The organism is Kineococcus auxinigenes (assembly GCF_050871525.1).
In the GTDB taxonomy this organism is placed as follows: Bacteria; Actinomycetota; Actinomycetes; order Actinomycetales; family Kineococcaceae; genus Kineococcus.
This window is the reverse complement of the sequence record NZ_JBKBCT010000018.1, coordinates 1-17,982: the sequence shown is the minus strand read 5'-3', so window position 1 is coordinate 17,982 and position 17,982 is coordinate 1. Positions and strand designations below refer to the sequence as shown.

General features: G+C 75.8%; 15 protein-coding genes. 3 read left to right on the top strand and 12 right to left on the bottom strand.

The features are described 5' to 3' along the window. Positions 1 to 30: 30 nt before the first annotated feature. The 3 genes from ACRYR9_RS07580 to glnA form a co-directional block, all read right to left on the bottom strand. Positions 31 to 1,734, bottom strand: a complete 1,704-nt coding sequence (locus ACRYR9_RS07580; RefSeq protein WP_432491360.1) for a dihydroxyacetone kinase subunit DhaK — start codon at positions 1,732 to 1,734, stop codon at positions 31 to 33. A 50-nt stretch (positions 1,735 to 1,784) separates the two neighbouring features. After that, the gene (locus ACRYR9_RS07575; RefSeq protein ID WP_432491358.1) at positions 1,785 to 2,105 is read right to left on the bottom strand and encodes an STAS domain-containing protein; all 321 of its coding nucleotides are present in this window, start codon (positions 2,103 to 2,105) and stop codon (positions 1,785 to 1,787) included. A 108-nt stretch (positions 2,106 to 2,213) separates the two neighbouring features. Further along, positions 2,214 to 3,638 carry a type I glutamate--ammonia ligase gene (glnA, locus tag ACRYR9_RS07570; protein ID WP_432491356.1) on the bottom strand — a complete coding sequence of 475 codons (1,425 nt, stop codon included), beginning with the start codon at positions 3,636 to 3,638 and terminating at the stop codon, positions 2,214 to 2,216. 208 nt (positions 3,639 to 3,846) lie between these two features. On the opposite strand from glnA, the gene ACRYR9_RS07565 reads away from it, so the two are divergent. Then, positions 3,847 to 4,296 (top strand): RDD family protein, encoded by a 450-nt coding sequence (locus ACRYR9_RS07565; protein WP_432491354.1) that lies wholly within the window; start codon positions 3,847 to 3,849, stop codon positions 4,294 to 4,296. Between the two features lie 33 nt (positions 4,297 to 4,329). Here the strand turns inward: ACRYR9_RS07565 and ACRYR9_RS07560 are convergent, their stop codons facing one another. The 3 genes from ACRYR9_RS07560 to ACRYR9_RS07550 all read right to left on the bottom strand — a co-directional run bounded on the left by ACRYR9_RS07560 (position 4,330) and on the right by ACRYR9_RS07550 (position 7,643). After that, complete coding sequence (locus ACRYR9_RS07560) at positions 4,330 to 5,061, bottom strand: DUF4191 domain-containing protein (RefSeq protein ID WP_432491352.1); 732 nt, start codon at positions 5,059 to 5,061, stop codon at positions 4,330 to 4,332. Between the two features lie 72 nt (positions 5,062 to 5,133). After that, positions 5,134 to 6,150: a lipoyl synthase gene (gene lipA, locus ACRYR9_RS07555; RefSeq protein ID WP_432491350.1), complete on the bottom strand. Its 1,017-nt coding sequence runs from the start codon at positions 6,148 to 6,150 to the stop codon at positions 5,134 to 5,136. Positions 6,151 to 6,239: 89 nt separating this feature from the next. After that, on the bottom strand, positions 6,240 to 7,643 hold the full coding sequence (locus tag ACRYR9_RS07550) for a serine hydrolase domain-containing protein (RefSeq protein ID WP_432491348.1): 1,404 nt from the start codon (positions 7,641 to 7,643) through the stop codon (positions 6,240 to 6,242). Between the two features lie 52 nt (positions 7,644 to 7,695). Here ACRYR9_RS07550 and ACRYR9_RS07545 point away from each other — a divergent pair, with 52 nt between their 5' ends. Beyond that, the gene (locus ACRYR9_RS07545) at positions 7,696 to 8,619 is read left to right on the top strand and encodes an LLM class F420-dependent oxidoreductase (protein WP_432491346.1); all 924 of its coding nucleotides are present in this window, start codon (positions 7,696 to 7,698) and stop codon (positions 8,617 to 8,619) included. A gap of 28 nt (positions 8,620 to 8,647) precedes the next feature. On the opposite strand, the gene lipB is transcribed toward ACRYR9_RS07545, so the two are convergent. From lipB to ACRYR9_RS07530, 3 genes are all read right to left on the bottom strand, one after another. Further along, positions 8,648 to 9,292: a lipoyl(octanoyl) transferase LipB gene (gene lipB / locus ACRYR9_RS07540; RefSeq protein WP_432491447.1), complete on the bottom strand. Its 645-nt coding sequence runs from the start codon at positions 9,290 to 9,292 to the stop codon at positions 8,648 to 8,650. A gap of 89 nt (positions 9,293 to 9,381) precedes the next feature. Then, entirely contained in the window at positions 9,382 to 10,119 is a 738-nt protein-coding gene (locus ACRYR9_RS07535) for a Type 1 glutamine amidotransferase-like domain-containing protein (protein ID WP_432491344.1), read from the bottom strand. Next, complete coding sequence (locus ACRYR9_RS07530) at positions 10,109 to 11,482, bottom strand: NAD(P)/FAD-dependent oxidoreductase (RefSeq protein ID WP_432491342.1); 1,374 nt, start codon at positions 11,480 to 11,482, stop codon at positions 10,109 to 10,111. The genes ACRYR9_RS07535 and ACRYR9_RS07530 overlap by 11 nt, the downstream gene beginning before the upstream one ends. A 67-nt stretch (positions 11,483 to 11,549) precedes the next feature. On the opposite strand from ACRYR9_RS07530, the gene ACRYR9_RS07525 reads away from it, so the two are divergent. Next, the gene (locus ACRYR9_RS07525; RefSeq protein ID WP_432491340.1) at positions 11,550 to 13,463 is read left to right on the top strand and encodes a serine/threonine-protein kinase; all 1,914 of its coding nucleotides are present in this window, start codon (positions 11,550 to 11,552) and stop codon (positions 13,461 to 13,463) included. Between the two features lie 13 nt (positions 13,464 to 13,476). Here the strand turns inward: ACRYR9_RS07525 and ACRYR9_RS07520 are convergent, their stop codons facing one another. From ACRYR9_RS07520 to lpdA, 3 genes are all read right to left on the bottom strand, one after another. Further along, a complete protein-coding gene (locus ACRYR9_RS07520; RefSeq protein WP_432491338.1) occupies positions 13,477 to 14,373 on the bottom strand; it encodes a TIGR01777 family oxidoreductase in 897 nt (298 codons plus the stop codon). Positions 14,374 to 14,494: 121 nt separating this feature from the next. After that, a complete protein-coding gene (sucB, locus tag ACRYR9_RS07515; RefSeq protein WP_432491336.1) occupies positions 14,495 to 16,369 on the bottom strand; it encodes a 2-oxoglutarate dehydrogenase, E2 component, dihydrolipoamide succinyltransferase in 1,875 nt (624 codons plus the stop codon). A gap of 102 nt (positions 16,370 to 16,471) precedes the next feature. Next, complete coding sequence (lpdA, locus tag ACRYR9_RS07510) at positions 16,472 to 17,851, bottom strand: dihydrolipoyl dehydrogenase (RefSeq protein WP_432491334.1); 1,380 nt, start codon at positions 17,849 to 17,851, stop codon at positions 16,472 to 16,474. Between the last annotated feature and the right edge of the window lie 131 nt (positions 17,852 to 17,982).

The following is a 17,982-nucleotide window of genomic DNA, read 5'->3' as shown; positions in this document are numbered from 1 at the left end:
CCCGTGCGGGGCACCGCCCGGGCGCGACCCTCAGCCCCAGCGCCCCGCGAGCTCACCGGCCAGGTCGCCCGCCGGCTCCACGGCGTCAGCGAGCGCCGCCAGCACCAGCGCCACGCCGACCGCACCGGCGTCCGGCGTGCCGATCGCACGCTCACCGACGTAGCTGGCCCGGCCCCGGCGCGGCGTCATGGCCGCGGTGGCGTCCGCGCCGTCGGCCGCGGCGCGCACCACGTCGGCCAGCGCCCCCGGCGCCTGCGCGCCCGCCACCAGCGCGTCCAGCATCGTGCGGTCCCCGGCCTGCGCGCCGCCGACGCGGGTCACCGCACCCGCAGCCTCGCCCAGCCCGCGGCGCAGCGCGTCCGCACCCGGCTCGCCGGCCTCGAACGCGCCGCGCACCTGCTGCAGGACCAGGCCGAACAGCGGGCCGCTGGAACCGCCCACGTCGTCCAGGAACGCGGACTCCGCGGCCCGCAGGCCCGCCACCACGCCGTCGGCGGGGCCCCGGCGCGCGGCGGCGCGCACCCCGGAGGCGAGGTTGTCGCCGAAGTCGCCGTCGCCGCCCACCCGGTCCAGCCGGGTCAGCGCCCCGTGCAGACGCTCCACCAGGGCCTGCAGGCCGGTGACGAAGGAGTTGCCCGTCGTGCCGGCGTCGTCGGACCCGTCGGTGCCGTCGTGCGGAGCACCCACCGCCTCACCGACCGGCTCGGCGACCGGCAGGGCCGTGGCCGTCGGGGCGCGCAGCAGCTCCAGCCAGCCGGGCTCCAGGGCGGTCAGGGTCACCGAGAAGCCGCGCATGTCCAGCGCGGCCACGTAGGTGCCGGCGAAGGCGGCGGCCACCGGCACGCCCCGCCCGGCGAGGTCCCGCACGACCCGGTCCAGCACCGCGTGCAGCTCCAGACCGGTCGCCGCGCCCAGGCCGTTGACCAGCACGGCGCACCCCTGCTCACCCACCGGCACGTGCTCCAGCAGCTGAGCCACCACCCGGTCCACCACCTCGGCCGCGGGCCGGCGCTGCACCGTGCTGACGGCCCGCTCGCCGTGGATGCCCACGCCGTGCTCCAGCTCGTCCCCGCCCAGCTCGAACGCCGGCCCCCGCCCGCCGGGCACGGTGTGCGCTCGGGTGGCCACCGCCAGGCTGCGGGAGGCGGCCACCACGCGCCGGCCCAGGTCGGCCAGCTCGTCCAGCGAGGCGCCGGTGTCCGCGGCCGCGCCCAGCACCTTCTCCACCAGGACCGTCGCGCCGGTGCCCCGACGGCCCGTGGCGGAGCCCTCCACCTCGGTGGCCAGGTCGTCGTCGACCAGCACCGTCTCCACCGCGGTCCCCTCCGCGCGCAACCGCTCCGCGGCGATGCCGAAGTTGATGACGTCCCCGGTGTAGTTCTTCACCACCAGCAGCACCCCGCCCGGCTTCGCCGCGGCCCGGGCGGCGGCGTGCACCTGCCGGTTGTGCGGGGACGCGAACACCTGACCGGGCACGGCGGCGTCCAGGCCGCCGCGACCCACGAACCCGCTGTGCAGCGGCTCGTGGCCGGAACCGCCCCCGGAGACCAGCGCCACCCGGCGTCGCGGGTCGGGGGAGGTCGCCAGCACGTGGGCCGGTTCCAGGCAGACCCGCACGCTCGCACCGCGCTCGCGGGCCAGGCCCGCCAGGGCGCAGGCCACGGCGTCGGGGGAGGGCAGGAACCAGTCGGAGGTGCCGGCCGCGTCGCGCGCCGGGGTCTGATCGTCGCTCACGGGGCCCACTCTGCTCGCCGCGGGAGCGGTGCACCAGGCCCCCGGGCGGATCAGCCGGGGACGTCCTGCTCGTCCTCGCGCACGTCCAGCAGCGAGCCGATGCGCGTCTTGGTGATGAGGAAGCGCACCACGGGCGGCGGGCTCAGCAGTGCCACCGGTGGCCGCGCGGCCCGAGAGGCCAGCCGGGCCAGGAAACCCACACCGGTGGAGTCCATGAAGGTGACCTCGCGCACGTCCACCACGATCGGCTTCTCCCGCGCCAGCACCGCCGAGCAGGCCGTGGCCAGCTCGGCACCCAGGGTGGCGTCCACCTCACCCGAGAGCAGCACGCGGGTCTCGTCGACGTCGGCGATGACGACGACGCGTTCCACGGGGCTGACAGTAGGGCAGGGGAGGGGGCTGCGCGAGCCCGGGAACGCCGGAGGCCCGGCACCTGCGGTGCAGGTGCCGGGCCCCCGGGAACGATCCGGCCGCTCGGCTCAGATGTCGAAGTACATCTCGAACTCGTGCGGGTGCGGGCGCAGCCGGATCGGGTCGACCTCGTTGGTCCGCTTGTAGTCGATCCACGTCTCGATCAGGTCGGAGGTGAACACACCGCCGTCGAGGAGGTACTCGTGGTCCTCCTCGAGCTTGTCGAGGACGTCCGGCAGCGAGTACGGCACCGTCTTGATGTTGGCGTGCTCCTCCGGCGGGAGCTCGTACAGGTCCTTGTCGACCGGGGCGGCCGGCTCGATGCGGTTCTTGATGCCGTCCAGACCGGCCATCAGCTGCGCGGAGAACGCCAGGTACGGGTTCGCCGACGGGTCCGGCACGCGGAACTCCAGGCGCTTGGCCTTGGGGGAGTTGCCCGTGATCGGGATGCGGATGCAGGCGGAGCGGTTGCGCGCCGAGTAGACCAGGTTCACCGGTGCCTCGAAGCCCGGCACCAGGCGGTGGTACGAGTTCACCGTCGGGTTGGTGAACGCCAGCAGCGACGGCGCGTGGTGCAGCAGGCCGCCGATGTACCAGCGCGCCAGGTCCGACAGGCCGCCGTAGCCCTTCTCGTCGTAGAAGAGCGGCTCGCCGTCCTTCCACAGCGACTGGTGGCAGTGCATGCCCGAGCCGTTGTCGCCGAAGAGGGGCTTGGGCATGAAGGTGACCGTGCGGCCGTTGCGCCACGCGACGTTCTTGATGATGTACTTGAAGAGCAGCACCTGGTCCGCCGCGTTCTTCAGCGTGTCGAACCGGTAGTTGATCTCGGCCTGGCCGGCGGTGCCGACCTCGTGGTGCGAGCGCTCCACGGACAGGCCGGCCTTCTCCAGCTCCACGCACATCTCGTCGCGCAGGTCGGCGAAGTGGTCCACCGGCGGGACGGGGAAGTAGCCGCCCTTGTAGCGGGTCTTGTACCCGCGGTTGCCGCCCTCCTCGGAGCGGCCGGTGTTCCACGCCGCCTCGACGGAGTCGATGTGGTAGTACGACTCGCGCTGGTTCGTCTCGAACCGGACGTCGTCGAAGATGTAGAACTCGGCCTCGGCGCCGAAGAAGACGGTGTCGGCGATGCCGGTCGACTTCAGGTGCGCCTCGGCCTTGGCCGCGATGTTGCGCGGGTCGCGGCTGTAGGGCTCGTCGGTGAACGGGTCGACGATCGAGTGGTTGATCACCAGGGTCTTCTCGGCCCGGAACGGGTCGATGAAGGCGGAGGTCGGGTCCGCGATCAGCTTCATGTCCGACTCGTGGATGGCCTGGAAGCCGCGGATCGAGGAGCCGTCGAACATCTGCCCCTCGGTCAGGGCGTCCGCGTCCACCGATGCGGCCGGCACGTTGAAGTGCTGCATGACACCCGGCAGGTCGCAGAAGCGGATGTCGACGAACTTGACGTCCTCATCCTTGATGTACTTCAGGACCTCTTCGGAGTTGCTGAACATCCAACCTCCATGCGCGGGACCGGCTCGGCGCTCGAGCCGCCGTGGACGCGCCGACGCTAGGGGGGCGTCGTTTCGCCCCCGTTGCGCCGGTGTTTCAGCCACGTTACCGAGGTGGTCGCGGGGGCGACAGGGGTGGTCCCCCCTCCCGGCGGCCGGTGCGTGCCCGACCGCGCCCGGCAGGAGCCGGTGCGGCGCTTAGGCTGACGAGGTGAGCGAGAGCCGGCCCCGCACCGCAGCGCACGACCCGCGACGCGACGGCGGCGGGCAGCAGGTGCCCGGCGCGCGGCTCGGCCTGCCCGCCACCGGCCGCGGCTCCGTGCCCGGCTGGGGCCGGCGCGCGGCCGGGCTGGCCGTGGACTGGGTGGTGGCCACCCTCATCGGCCGCGCCTTCCTCGCCGACGCCCTGGGGCGCGACTTCGCGCCCCTGGTGGTCCTCGTCGTCATGCACTGGCTGCTGGTGTCGACGATCGGCACGACCATCGGCCACGCCCTCGCCGGCACGGTGGTGCGCCGCACCGACGCCCCGGTGCCCGTCGGTCTCGCCCGCGGGGCGGCGCGCGCGGTGCTCCTGGCGCTGGTGATCCCCGCGGTGGTCTGGGACGCCGACCGGCGCGGCCTGCACGACAAGGCCGCCGGCACCGTCGTCGTGCGACGGTGACCGGCGGCCCGGGGGTGCGCTCGGGGTGCGGGCTCAGCGCCCGCGCATGGCCCGTCGGTCGGGCCGGGCGCGCAGCGGGTCCACGCCCTGCGGCACGGGGGCGCGCACGCCGCCCAGGGCGCGCAGCCGCTTGCTGACCGCCGCGACCTCCTGCTTGGTCAGCGTCGGCTTCAGGCGCTGCACGCGCGAGGCCAGCTTGCGCAGCGGGACCTCGCCCTCCCCGCCGCCGTCCCCCACGGTGAAGAGGTGCACCGGGACGTTGGGCGCCACGCGGGCCACCTTGCGCCGCTCGCCCTCCAGCAGCTTGCGCACGCGGGTGGGCGGGCCGTCGCCCACCAGCACGATCCCGGCGCGGCCGACGGCGCGGAACACCATGTCCTGGTTGCGGGCCTCCACGGCCACCGGTTCCTGGTCCACGGTCCAGCCGCGCCGGATGGAGCTCAGCGCGGCCCCCGCGGCGCCCTTCTGGCCCTCCAGGCTCACGTAGGCGGCGCGCTCGGCGCGGCGGCCCAGCAGGAACATGCCGGCCAGGACGCCGACCATGATCCCGAGCAGGGGGAAGTAGATCCAGTGGTCGGTGAGCAGGCCGATCACGACGCCCAGGAGGATCGGCCCGCCGACGGCCAGCAGCATCCACCACTTGGTCGCGGGGTCGGCCCGCACCGTCATGTCGTAGACCTGCTTCAGCTGACGGAGCCGCTTCCACCGCTGCTTCTTCGGCTTCGGTGCCGGGGTCGCGCCCGCGGGCGTCTCACGTCGTGCCATGCGGCCAAGGATACGGCTCGCGGGCAGGGCCCCCCACCGCCCCGCGCACGCGCCGGGCGGTGGGGGAGGGGGTCAGCGGGCCAGCAGGCTGGCCGCCTCCTGCGCCGCCGGCACCTCGCGGTCCAGGTGCGCCAGGTGCCCCGGGATCGGCACGCCGCGCCGTCGCATCGCCTGCGCCCACAGCCGTCCCGCCCGGTAGGAGGAACGCACCAGCGGCCCGGCCATCACCCCGGCGAAGCCCAGGCGCTCCGCCTCGGCGGAGAACTCCACGAACCGCTCCGGCTTCACCCAGCGCTCCACCGGGTGGTGGCGCGGGCTGGGGCGCAGGTACTGGGTGATCGTGATGATGTCGCAGCCCGCGCCGCGCAGGTCGGCCAGCGCCTCCACGACCTCCTCGTCGGTCTCGCCCATGCCGAGGATGAGGTTGGACTTCGTCACCAGGCCCGCGTCGCGGCCCTGCGTGATGACGTCCAGCGAACGCTCGTAGCGGAACGCCGGCCGGATGCGCTTGAAGATGCGCGGCACCGTCTCGACGTTGTGGGCGAACACCTCCGGAGCGGCGTCGAACACCTGCTGCAGCAGCTCGGGGTGGCCGTTGAAGTCCGGCACGAGGATCTCCACGCCCGTGCCGTGCCCGTCCTCGCCGCCGTTGAGGGCGTGGGTCTGGCGGATCGTCTCGGCGTACAGCCAGGCGCCGCCGTCGTCGAGGTCGTCGCGGGCGACACCCGTGATCGTGGCGTAGCGCAGGCCCATCGTGCGGATGCTCTCCGCCACCCGGCGCGGCTCGTCCCGGTCCAGCGGCGAGGGCTTGCCGGTGTCGATCTGGCAGAAGTCGCAGCGCCGCGTGCACTCCGAACCGCCGATGAGGAACGTCGCCTCGCGGTCCTCCCAGCACTCGTAGATGTTGGGGCAGCCCGCCTCCTCGCACACCGTGTGCAGGCCGCCGGACTTCACCAGGCCCTTGAGCTCGGTGTACTCCGGTCCGGTGCGGGCCCTGGTGCGGATCCAGGACGGCTTGCGCTCGATCGGCGTCTCGGCGTTGCGCGCCTCGACGCGCAGCATGCGCCGTCCCTCGGGTGCGATCGTCACGCGCCCAGCCTACGTCCGTCCGGCGCCGCCGCCGCGGGGGCGGCGGGCGACGTCCGTCACGTCGGGCCGGTCGGGTCGGGGGTCTCGCGTCAGGGGCGCCAGCCGGCGCGGTCCACGCCGCCGGGCACGTCGGCGTCCGGGTCGTAGGGGGTGCGGGTCAGGCGGAAGCTCGCCAGGTCCAGGTGGCTCACCGCGCCGTCGGCGCCGCGCACCGGCCGCAGCACCTCACCGGCGTAGTAGTCGTCCAGGCCGCGCCAGGCGCCGGTCGCGGCGTCCCGCTCGAAGCGCGAGGCGCGCGCCCGCCCCGTCATCCCGCTCAGCTCGAGCGTGCCGCCGGGCCCCGCGCGCAGCAGCAGCGGCGCCGGGCCCCAGTACCAGGGACCGACCAGCTCCAGCACGTCGGCGTCCACCGCCCGCGGCCGCCACGGCCGCGGGGTCGCGGGCTCGGCCTGCGTGAACGCCGCCAGCAGCCGCACCGGCAGGTCGCCGAAGCCCGTCGTGGAGTTCGTCAGCGCCAGCACGGCGTCGGAGGTCTCCACGTCCACCCGCAGCATCGCCACGAACCCCGGCATGGACCCGGAGTGCCCCGCGAAGCGCCGGCCGTCGGCGTTCCACAGCTGCAGGCCCAGGCCGTACCCGGCGCCCCACGCCGCCCCGCGCGCGTCGTCGACGACCTGCGGCTGCCGCATCGCCTCGACCGTCCCGCGGCGCAGCACGCCGGCCCCGTCCGCGACCGCGCCCGCCCAGCGGGCCAGGTCCGGCACCGTGGACCACAGCTGCCCGGCCGGGGCCATCGCCCCGGCGTCGTGCTCCGGCTCGGGCAGCACCGCGTCCGCCCACGGGTGCACCGCGAACCCCTGCGCGGCGGGCGCCAGCGGTCGGGTGCTCGTGCGGTCCATGCCCAGCGGGCGCAGGAACTGCTCGGCGACCACCTCGTCCCACGCCGCGCCGCGCACCCGGCCCAGCAGCTCGCCCAGCACCCCGTAGCCCACGTTGGAGTAGTGGAAGCGCACCCCGGCGCGGTGCCGCAGCGCCTCCGGGCCCAGCAGCGGCAGCAGCTGGCGCCAGTCCCCGCCGGGGGTGCGCTCCCACCACGGCCCGTCCGTCTCCGCCTGCAGGCCCGAGGCCTGCCCCAGCAGCTGCCCCACCGTCAGCGCCCCGACCCCGCCGGTGCCCAGCTCCGGCAGGTGGGCACCCAGCGGGTCGTCCAGACCCGCCAGGCCGTCCTCCACGCAGCGCAGCACGCCGGCGGCCACGAACGTCTTGGTGATCGAGCCGATGCGGTACTGCGTGTCCAGGGTCGGCGCGTGCTCCCCGGCCGCGTCGCTCACGGCGGTGCCGGCCGCCCCCGTCCACACCAGCCGCCCGCCGCGCACGATCCCGGCCACCACCGAGGGCAGCCGGTGCTCGGCCTGCGCCGCGGCCAGCAGGTGCTCCAACGAGCGGGCGGTGGTGGGCAGCACGGGGTGCGCGGGAGCCGGGGCGGTCGTCACGGGGACGACCCTGCCAGAGCGCACCCGCGCCGCGCCGGGCAGGATCGGTCGCGTGGACCTGCGCATCTTCACCGAACCCCAGCAAGGCGCCAGCTACGAGACGCTGCGTCGCGTCGCCGTCGCCTCCGAGGAAGCCGGCTACGACGCCTTCTTCCGCTCCGACCACTACCTGACGATGGGCGGCGACGGCCTGCCCGGCCCCACCGACGCCTGGACCACCCTGGCCGCGCTCGCCCGCGACACCTCCCGCGTGCGCCTGGGCACCCTGGTGACCTCCGCGACCTTCCGGCACCCCGGTGTGCTGGCGATCCAGGTCGCCCAGGTCGACGAGATGTCCGGCGGGCGCGTCGAGTTCGGCCTGGGCACCGGCTGGTACGAGCAGGAGCACGCCGCCTACGGCATCCCGTTCCCGCCGCTGAAGGAGCGCTTCGACCGCTTCGCCGAGCAGCTGCAGATCATCACCGGCCTGTGGAGCACCCCGGTGGGCGAGACGTTCGACTTCACCGGCGAGCACTACCGCATCGAGGGCTCGCCCGCGCTGCCCAAGCCCGCCCAGGCGAAGATCCCCCTCATCGTCGGCGGCGGCGGCAAGCGGCGCACCCCCGCCCTGGCCGCGCAGCACGCCGACGAGTTCAACCTGCCCTTCGCCGAGCTGGACGACACCCGCGCCGCCGTGCAGCGCGTGCGCGAGGCCTGCGAGGCCCGCGGGCGCGACGCCGGCGAGATCACCTTCTCCGCCGCGCTGGTGCTGTGCTGCGGCCGCGACGAGGCCGAGGTCGTGCGCCGGGCCGAGGCCATCGGCCGCGAACCCGCCGAGCTGCGCGAGCACGGCCTGGCCGGCACCCCCGCCGAGGTCGTGGAGACCATCGGCCGCTACGCCGAGGTGGGCATCACCCGCTTCTACCTGCAGGTCATGGACCTGTCCGACCTGGAGCACCTGGACCTGGTCGCCCAGGAGGTCCGCCCGCAGCTGTGAGCCGGTGCCGGCGGCGGTGCGGCGCTCCTCAGCCCGCCAGCCCCGCCGCCGGCAGCAGCTCCTCCACGACGGCGGCGGCCTCCAGCACGCCCACCCGCCGCCCCGAGGCCGACGACAGGCCGGCGACCCCGGAGTCCGTCAGCCCGCACGGCACGATCGTGGTGAACCCGGTCAGGTCGGTGTCGCAGTTCAGCGCGAAGCCGTGCATCGTCACCCCGCGCGCCACCCGCACCCCGATCGCCGCGACCTTCGCCTCGCACCGCCCGCCGGGCACCGCGGGGGAGTCCGTGGCCACCCACACGCCGGTGCGCCCGGGCACCGTGAACGCCGCCACGCCGAAGCGCGCCGCCACGTCGATCAGCAGCCGCTCCACGCGGCGCACGTACCCCACCACGTCCATCGGCGAGCGCAGCCGCACCAGCGGGTAGCCCACCAGCTGCCCCGGTCCGTGCCACGTGATGCGGCCCCCGCGGTCCACGTCCACCACGGGGGTGCCGTCCGCCGGGCGCTCCCACGAGTTCGTCCGCTTGCCGGCGGTGTACACGGGCTCGTGCTCCAGCAGCAGCACCGTGTCGCCGCGCTCTCCGGCGGCCACCTCGGCGTGCAGGGCGCGCTGCAGCTCCCACGCCTCGCGGTAGTCCACCAGGCCCTCGCCCAGGCGCACCCGCCGCACCGCCGGGGCACCCGCACCCCCTGCCGCGCCGCCCGTCGTGCGCTCCGCCGTCGTCGCCACCCGCGCAGCGTACGTCCGCGCCGGTGCGCTCAGGAGGGCAGCCGGCGCGGCTGCAGCCGGGTCTCGACGACCTCGCCGCCGGCCTCGCGGCGCACCACGTACGCGCCCTTCCCGTCGACCTCGGCGACCGCCTCGACCAGTTCGGTGCCCGCGTACACCAGGCCCACCCCGTCGTCGGTGCAGTGGGTCTCGCCGAGGGTGCCCTCGCCCACCAGGGCGTGCACCAGCGGCCGCCGGCGCGCCTCGGAGTCGTAGTGCACCCCGTTGCCGTACGGCAGCAGGCCCAGGCCGTTCGTCACCGCGCGCAGCTCGGGGCCGAAGGAGTCGGTCGTGCCGCCGGTGAACCAGCAGATCGACCCGGCGCTCACCCCGCCCAGCACCACGCCCGCCTCCCACGCGGCGCGGAACGCGGTGTCCAGGCCGTGCACCCGCCACACCGACAGCAGGTTCGCGACCGACCCGCCGCCCACCCACACCACGTCCGCGTCGAGCAGGTGCAGCGCCGGGTCCTGCACCGACGGCATGGGGAACAGGTCCAGCACCGTCGTGTCGAACCCGGCGCGGGCGCCGGCCGCGTGCACCTCCGCCGCCCAGGAGCGCTGATCGCCCCCGGCGGTGCCCAGGTACGTCAGCCGGGGCCGGCGCGAGGCCGGCACCCGCGCCAGGCGCACCGCCTCGTGCGCCGTGCCCGCCCAGTCCACCCCGCCGCGCTCGCGGCGCACCCACCCGCCGGAGGTGGCGACGATCGTGGGCCGCTCAGCCGGCACGTCGTCGCCCCATCCCCAGGCGGTTCAGCACGGCGTCGGCGGCCCGGCGGCCCGCCACCAGCGCACCCTGCTGCGAGGGGTTCTCCCGGTGGTCACCGGTGACGAAGATCCCGTCGCCGACCTCCACCGGCCGCGGGCCGTCGAAGGGCGGAGCCAGCGCGGGCAGGGCGTGCGGGAGGTCGTGCACGGCGATCAGCTCCCACCCGGCCGTGTCCGCGCCGTAGACGCGGCCCAGCTGGGCGCGCACCCGCGCCTCGCTGGGCGCGGAGGCCTCCCGGCCCAGCGCCAGGGCGCTGACCAGCCCGCGACGGTCGCCGGCGGGCACGTAGCTCGGCGCCACTGCGGAGACCACCGCGGTGTTGACCACCGGCCCGCCGCGCTCGCCGTCCAGGTGCAGCAGCTTCTCGCGCGAGCCCGGCGCCGGCGAGGAGGGCGTGACGTACCAGAACGCCGTCAGCGCGTGCGCCTCCGGCACGTCCAGGCCCGGCACCAGGTGCCCGGCCGCACCGGCGTCGGTGGCCACGACGATCGCCTGCGCGTTCACGCCGCCGGCGGTGGTCTCGGCGACCAGCGAGCGCGGGGCCAGGCCAAGGTGGCGCACCTCGGTGCCCAGCACCACGGAACCGGCCGGCAGGCTCGCGGCGAGCTGGTCCGGCAGCGCCTGGACCCCGCCGGCCGGCAGGCCGGGCGTACCGCGCAGGAAGCTGCGCACCACCAGGTCCACGAAGCGGCGCGAGGTGGTGCCGTCCACCTCGCCGAGCACGCCCGCCAGGAACGGCTCGATCACCGACCAGCGCAGCTCGCCGTGCACGCCCGCCTCGTCCAGCGCCCGCCACCAGCCGGAGTCGGGGCTCTTGAGGTCGCCCGGGCCGGTCAGCTTGAGCACCCAGCGCGCCACGGCGGCCTTGTCCTTGACCCCGCCGAACGGGAAGCGCAGCGCCTCCAGGGCGCCCGCGGGGTGCCGGCGCGGGTCCCGGACCGTGGACACCCGGCCGCCGCGGTGCACCGCGACCCCCGCGTCGAACGGCTGCAGGTCCAGGGCGGCGACGTCCAGGACGTTGTGCAGCTCCGGGTAGGCCGGGTTGACCAGCTGGAAGCCGCGGTCGACGCGGAAGCCGTCGACGAGGTCGGAGCGCACCCGGCCGCCGACGCCGTCGGAGGCCTCGACCACGGCCACCTCCACGCCCGCCGCGCTCAGGTGCTTCGCGCACGCCAGGCCCGCCAGGCCGGCACCCACGACGACGACGTCCGCGGTGGGCGGCAGCTGCGGGGAGGGCACGGAGGGCGACGGCGAGGCCTTCCCCGACGGGATCGCCGGGAGCAGGGGGTCCGACCGGTCCGGGGAGGTGGCGCTGGGGATCACCCCCCGAGCGTATCGAGGCTGTGGATGACGAGCGCGGCCATCCCGCGCCGTGCGGTTCCCTGTCCCCGTGCCCCTCGACGACGCCCCGCCCGGCGACCTGCCCGGTCACCCCCTGCTGACCCCCTCGGGGGAACCGGTCGAGGGGGTGCGCGCCGTGCGTCGCGGTCGGCACGCCGCCCCGGTGGACGAGGTGGCCGGTGGTGCGAGGGCCGGCGTCGCGGGTGCCGTGCGCGAGGCGCGGCGGGCGGCGCTGGCCGCGCTGGGGCAGGACCCCCGCAGGCTGCCCCCGCGGGTCGACGGCTACGACGTGCGGCACCTGCTGGGAGCCGGCGGTTCCGCCGTCGTGTGGGCCGGGGCCGGGCCCGACGGGGTGCTGCGCGCGCTGAAGGTCCTGCAACCGGTGGACGAGGGCGCGGACCCGGACGGCACCGACGGCGCGCAGGGGCTGCTGCACGAGCTGTCCCTGCTGCGCCGGGTGCGGCACCCGCGCGTGGTGGCGGTGCACGACATCTCCCGCGACGACGCCGGCCGCCCCGTCCTGGTGCTGGACCTGGCGCCCGGCGGGAGCCTGGCGCAGGTGCTGCACCAGCGCCGCCGGCTGGGCGCCGCCGAGGTGGTGGGGCTGCTGTCCGTGCTGGGCCCCGCGCTGGAGGAGCTGCACTCCGCCGGCGTGGTGCACGGCGACCTCGCCCCCGGCAACGTCCTGCTCGACGCCCGCGGGGAACCGCTGCTGGCGGACCTGGGCCTGGCGCGGGTGCTGGGCCGCCGGCACGGCAGCGTGCTCGGCACACCGGGCTTCGCCGACCCGGCCGTCCTGGGCGGCGGGGACGTCGACGCGGCCGCGGACGTGTACGGCCTGGCCGCCGTGGCCTGGTGGGCGCTGACCGGGCAGGCACCCGGCGCAGGCGGGGCGGGCGCGAGCCGGCGCGCGGCCCGCCGCGCCGGCTCGCAGCTGCCCGCCGGCACCTCGGCCGAGCTGCTCGGTGTGCTGCGCGAGGGGCTGCACCGCAAACCGTCCCGCCGGCCGACCCCCGGGGAGCTGGCGCAGGCGGCGGCCGGGTGCGCCCAGCCGCGCCCCGTGCGGGTGGCGGCGCGCACCTGGGGCGACGGTGACCCCCTGCGGCGGCCCGTCGCGGCCGGGGGCGAGCCGGCCCCCGGGGTGGCGAGGACCGGCACTGCCGTCCCTCCCGCGCCGGGTCGTCCCGCCGGTCTCCTCGCCGATCCATCGGCCGCGGCGTCCGCACCGGTCACCAGGCCGGTGCGGGGAGCCGTCCCGACGGCGCCCGCCACCACCGGGGTGCGGGAGCGGAGCACCCGTGCGGCCCGGACCGCTCGACGGCCGCACCGCCGGCTCCTGCTGGGGGCCGGGGCCGTGCTGTGCGTGGCGGCGGCGCTGGGGACCGTGCTCGTGCTGCGGCCGGGGACCCCGGCCGCCGGCGCGGCCGGTGCGGCCGTGGCCGTCGCGCCGGTGCCGCCGGCGTCCGTGCCCGCGGTGGAGGCCGCCGTCCCCGCTGCCACCGCACCGGCCGAGGCCGTCGCCGGCCCGGTCACAGCTCCCGCACCGGCCGGCGAGGAGGGCACCGGGGAGGTCGGCGCGCGCGTCCTGAGCGGGGACGACCCCGGCGCCGTGGTGCGCGAGCTGGCGGCCCGGCGCGCCGACGCGCTGCGTGAGCTGGACACCGCGGCGCTGGCCGCGGTGGACGCCCCCGGGTCGGCGGCGCTGCTCTCCGACACCGCCCTGCTCCAGCAGGCGCGGGACGCGGGGACGCGCTGGTCGGGGCTCGGGTTCGACGTCGTCGGCGTGGTGGTCGAGCAGACCGGGCCGGCGCGGATGGTCGTCGTGGCCGACGTGGTCACCCAGGCGCACGAGGTCCTCGGCTCCGGCGCGGAGGTCACCAGCGTGCCGGCCTCCGCGCCGCGGACCTCCCGGCTGACGCTCGTGCGCGTGGAAGGGCAGTGGCGGGTGCAGGAGGTGGGGTGAGCCGCGGCACCGCTCAGCCGGTGGCGCCGGCCAGCCAGGAGGTCACGGAGGCCGCGTCCGGGTGGCGGAAGCGGAACCCGGCCTCCACCAGGGCGCGCGGGACCACCCGCTGGCTGGCCATGACCTCCCCGGCGAACTCGCCGAGCACCAGGCGCAGCGCCGGCGGCGGGACGGCCAGGACGGCGGGGCGGTGCAGCGCGCGGCCCAGCGCCCGGGTCACCTCGGCGTTGCGCGCCGGTTGCGGGCAGGCCAGGTTCACCGGCCCGGCCAGCGGGCTCTCCAGCAGGAAGGCCAGGGCGGCGACCTCGTCGGGCGTGGTGATCAGGCTCCACCAGTGCCGGCCGGTGCCCAGGCGGCCGCCCAGCCCGAGCCGGAACAGCGTCAGCAGCTGCTCGAAGGCGCCGCCGGCGGGGTCGGCGACCAGTCCGGTGCGGGCCAGGGCCACCCGCACGCCCGCCTCCGCGGCCGGCCGGGTCTCCTCCTCCCACCGGGCGACGACCTCGGCGAGGAAGCCGGTGCCCCGCGGGGCGTCCTCGGTCAGCACGGCGTCGCCGGCGTCGCCGTAGGCGCCGATGGCCGAGGCGTTGACCAGCACGCGGGGCGGGGTGTCCAGCGCCAGCAGCGCCCGCACCAGCGTGCGGGTGGAGTCCACCCGCGAGGACAGCACGAGGTCCTTGTAGGGGCCGGTCCAGCGGTGGTCGCCGACACCGGCGCCGGAGAGGTTCACCGCCGCGTCGACCCCGCCCAGCTGCGCGGGGTCCAGGTCCCCGGCGGCGGGGTCCCACCGGACCTCGCCCGGCCCGCCGGGCGCCCGGCGCACCAGGGTCAGCACCTCGTGCCCCTGCGCGCGCAGGTGCCGCACCAGGGGCCGGCCGATGAGGCCGCTGGCCCCGCTCACCACGACGCGCACCGCTCGTCCTCTCCTCGACGTCGACTGCCGCTGGGACCCTCCCACGACGCGCACGGCCCCGCTCCCGGGAGGGAGCGGGGCCGTGCGCGCGGGGTCCCGGCGGCCGTGGCCGCCGGGCGGGTCACAGACCCAGTTCGCCCTCGAAGGCGCCGCCCTCGATGCGCTTCTTGATCGTCTGCAGGAACCGCGCGGCGTCCGCGCCGTCCACGATCTGGTGGTCGTAGGACAGGGCGAGGTACATCATCGAGCGGATCGCGATCGTCTCCTGGCCCTCGTCGTCGGTGAGGACGACGGGACGCTTGACGATCGCGCCGGTGCCGAGGATGGCCACCTGCGGGGCGTTGAGGATCGGGGTGTCGAACAGGGCCCCGATGCTGCCCGTGTTGGTGATGGTGAACGTGCCGCCCGCGAGGTCGTCGGGGGTGATCTTGTTGCTGCGGGTGCGGGCGGCGAGGTCGGCCACCTTGCGGGCGATGCCGCCGATGTTGAGGTCGCCCGCGTCCTTGATGACCGGCGTGATGAGGCCCTTGGGGGTGTCCACGGCCATCGAGATGTTCTCGCTGGCGTGGTAGACGATGCTGTCGCCGTCGATGCTGGCGTTGAGGGAGGGGTGCTGCTTGAGCGCCTCCACCGTCGCCTTGACGAAGAACGGCAGGAACGTCAGCTTCGCGCCCTCGGTGGCCGCGAAGGAGTCCTTCGCCCGGGCGCGCAGCCGGGCGATGCGCGTGACGTCGACCTCGATGACGGTGGTCAGCTGCGCGGAGTTCTGCAGCGACTCCTTCATGCGCTGGGCGATGACCTTGCGCAGCCGGGACATCTTCTCGGTGGTGCCGCGCTTGGCGGAGACCTCGAAGGCCCGGGCCTGCTTCTGCTCCGGCGCCACCGCGGCCGCGGGCTGCGCCGGGGCCTGCTGGGCCTTCGCGGCCGCGGCCTTCGCCTCGTCGGCGGCCTGCTGCACGTCCTGCTTGCGGATGCGCCCGCCCACCCCGGTGCCGGTGACCGTGGACAGGTCCACGCCCAGGTCCTTGGCGAGCTTGCGCACCAGCGGCGTCACGTAGGTGGCGCCGCCGGTCGGCTGGGGGGCCTCCTGCCGCGGGGCCGGGGCCGGGGCCTGCTGCGCCGGAGCCTGCTGCTGCGGCGTGGAGCGCGGCTCGGGAGCGCCCTCGCCCGTGCTCCTGGCCGGCTGGGTGGACGCCTCGGCCTGCTGCCGCGCGGTCTCGCGCTCGGTGACCTCGTCGGCCAGCGACTCGCCCTCCGCGTCCGGCTGCGTCTGCAGGGGCTCCTTGACGGGAGCGGGCTGCTCCTGGGCGGGCTGCTCGGCGGGGGCGTCCTGCTGCGGGGCGGAGCCCTGCTCGGAGGCGTCGCCGACGCGGGCCAGGTCGGTGCCGACCTCGACCGTCTCGTCCTCGCCGACGAGGATCTCCAGCAGGGTGCCGGCCACGGGGGAGGGGATCTCGGTGTCGACCTTGTCGGTGGACACCTCCAGCAGGGGCTCGTCCACCTCGACGGTGTCACCGACCGACTTCAGCCAGCGGGTGACGGTGCCCTCGGTGACGCTCTCACCGAGCGCCGGCATCTGCACCGCGGTGCCGCCGCCGCCGGAGGACGGCGCGGCGGCCGCCGCGGGCGGCTGCTCGGGGGAGGGCTCCTGCTGGGTCTCGGGCGCCGCCTGCGACTGCTCCGGGGCCGGCGGCTGCGGGGACTCCTGGGCCGGCTGCTCGGCGGGGGCGTCCTGCTGCGGGGCGGAGCCCTGCTCGGAGGCGTCGCCGACGCGGGCCAGGTCGGTGCCGACCTCGACCGTCTCGTCCTCGCCGACGAGGATCTCCAGCAGGGTGCCGGCCACGGGGGAGGGGATCTCGGTGTCGACCTTGTCGGTGGACACCTCCAGCAGGGGCTCGTCCACCTCGACGGTGTCACCGACCGACTTCAGCCAGCGGGTGACGGTGCCCTCGGTGACGCTCTCACCGAGCGCCGGCATCTGCACCGAGTTCGACATCTGTTCGGTTCTCCTCACGGACGGACGTGCTCCGGCGCCCGGAGGGACGCCGACGGGTTCGGGCGGGACGGCGGGGCCGCGCCGACGCGGCCCCGCCGGTGCTCAGGAGTGCGAGTGCAGCGGCTTGCCGGCCAGCGCCAGGTGGGCCTCGCCGAGGGCCTCGTTCTGCGTGGGGTGGGCGTGCACGAGGTTCGCGACGTCCTCGGGGAAGGCCTCCCAGTTGACGATCAGCTGCGCCTCGCCGACCTGCTCGCCCATGCGCGAACCGACCATGTGCACGCCGACGACCGGGCCGTCCTTCTGCCGCACCAGCTTGACGAAACCGGCGGTGCCGATGATCTGGCTGCGGCCGTTGCCGCCGAGGTTGTACTCCACGACGTCCACGTCGCCGTACTTCTCCCGGGCCTTGGCCTCGGTCAGCCCGACGGAGGCGACCTCGGGCTCGGAGTACGTCACCTTCGGGATGCCGGTCTCGTCGATCACGGCGGGGTTCAGCCCGGCGATGTCCTCGGCGACGAAGATGCCCTGCTGGAACCCGCGGTGCGCCAGCTGGAGGCCGGGGACGATGTCGCCGACGGCGCGCACGCCCTCCACGTTGGTGCGCAGCCGCTCGTCGGTCAGGACGAACCCGCGGTCCATGCTCACGCCCTGCTCCTCGTACCCGAGGCCGGCGGTGTTCGGGCCGCGGCCCACGGCGACGAGCAGCAGGTCCGCCTCGAAGGTCTTGCCGTCCTCGAGGCTGACGACGACGCCCGAGTCGTTCTGCTCGGCGCCCTTGAAGCGCACGCCCAGGGAGAACTTGATGCCGCGCTTGCGGAACGCGCGCTCCAGGGCCTTGCTCGCCGCCTCGTCCTCCAGCGGGACCAGGTGCGGCAGCGCCTCGACGATGGTGACGTCGGCGCCGAACGACTTCCAGACGCTGGCGAACTCCACGCCGATGACCCCGCCGCCCAGGACGACGACGGACTTCGGCACGGAGTCCAGCTGGAGCGCCTGCTCGCTGGTGATGACCCTGCCGCCGACCTCCAGGCCGGGCAGCGAGCGCGAGTACGAGCCGGAGGCCAGGACGACGTTCTTGCCGGTGTAGCGCTTGCCGTCGACCTCGACGGCGTTCTTCGCGACCAGCCGGCCGGTGCCCTGCACGAGCTCGACCTTGCGGGACTTCACCAGGCCCTGCAGGCCCTTGTAGAGGCGGCCGATGACGCCGTCCTTGTACTTGTTGACGCCCGCCATGTCGATGGAGTCGAAGGTGGCGCGCACGCCGAACGCCTCGGACTCGCGCGCGGAGTCGGCGACCTCGGCGGCGTGGATCAGCGCCTTGGTGGGGATGCAGCCGCGGTGCAGGCAGGTCCCGCCCAGCAGGTCCTTCTCCACCAGGGCCACGGACAGCCCGAGCTCGGCCGAGCGCAGCGCGCACGCGTAGCCCCCGCTGCCTCCTCCGAGGATGACGACGTCGTACTCCTTGTCGGCGGCACCTGCCACGAAAAGCTCCTAGGTCGGCTGTGCTGGGAACTGCTCACGGTGATTCTGTCACTCCGCCCTCACCCCGGCGCCAGGGGGCGCGTGTGACGGGGCCCACGCACGACGGCGGCGGCACCCCGAGGGGTGCCGCC

Bases quoted from the DNA above. Each gene is read 5' to 3' on its own strand.
- glnA (WP_432491356.1), bottom strand. From the start codon at position 3,638: ATGTTCAGCAACTCCGAAGAGGTCCTGAAGTACATCAAGGATGAGGAC.
- ACRYR9_RS07560 (WP_432491352.1), bottom strand. From the start codon at position 5,061: ATGGCACGACGTGAGACGCCCGCGGGCGCGACCCCGGCACCGAAGCCG.
- sucB (WP_432491336.1), bottom strand. From the start codon at position 16,369: ATGTCGAACTCGGTGCAGATGCCGGCGCTCGGTGAGAGCGTCACCGAG.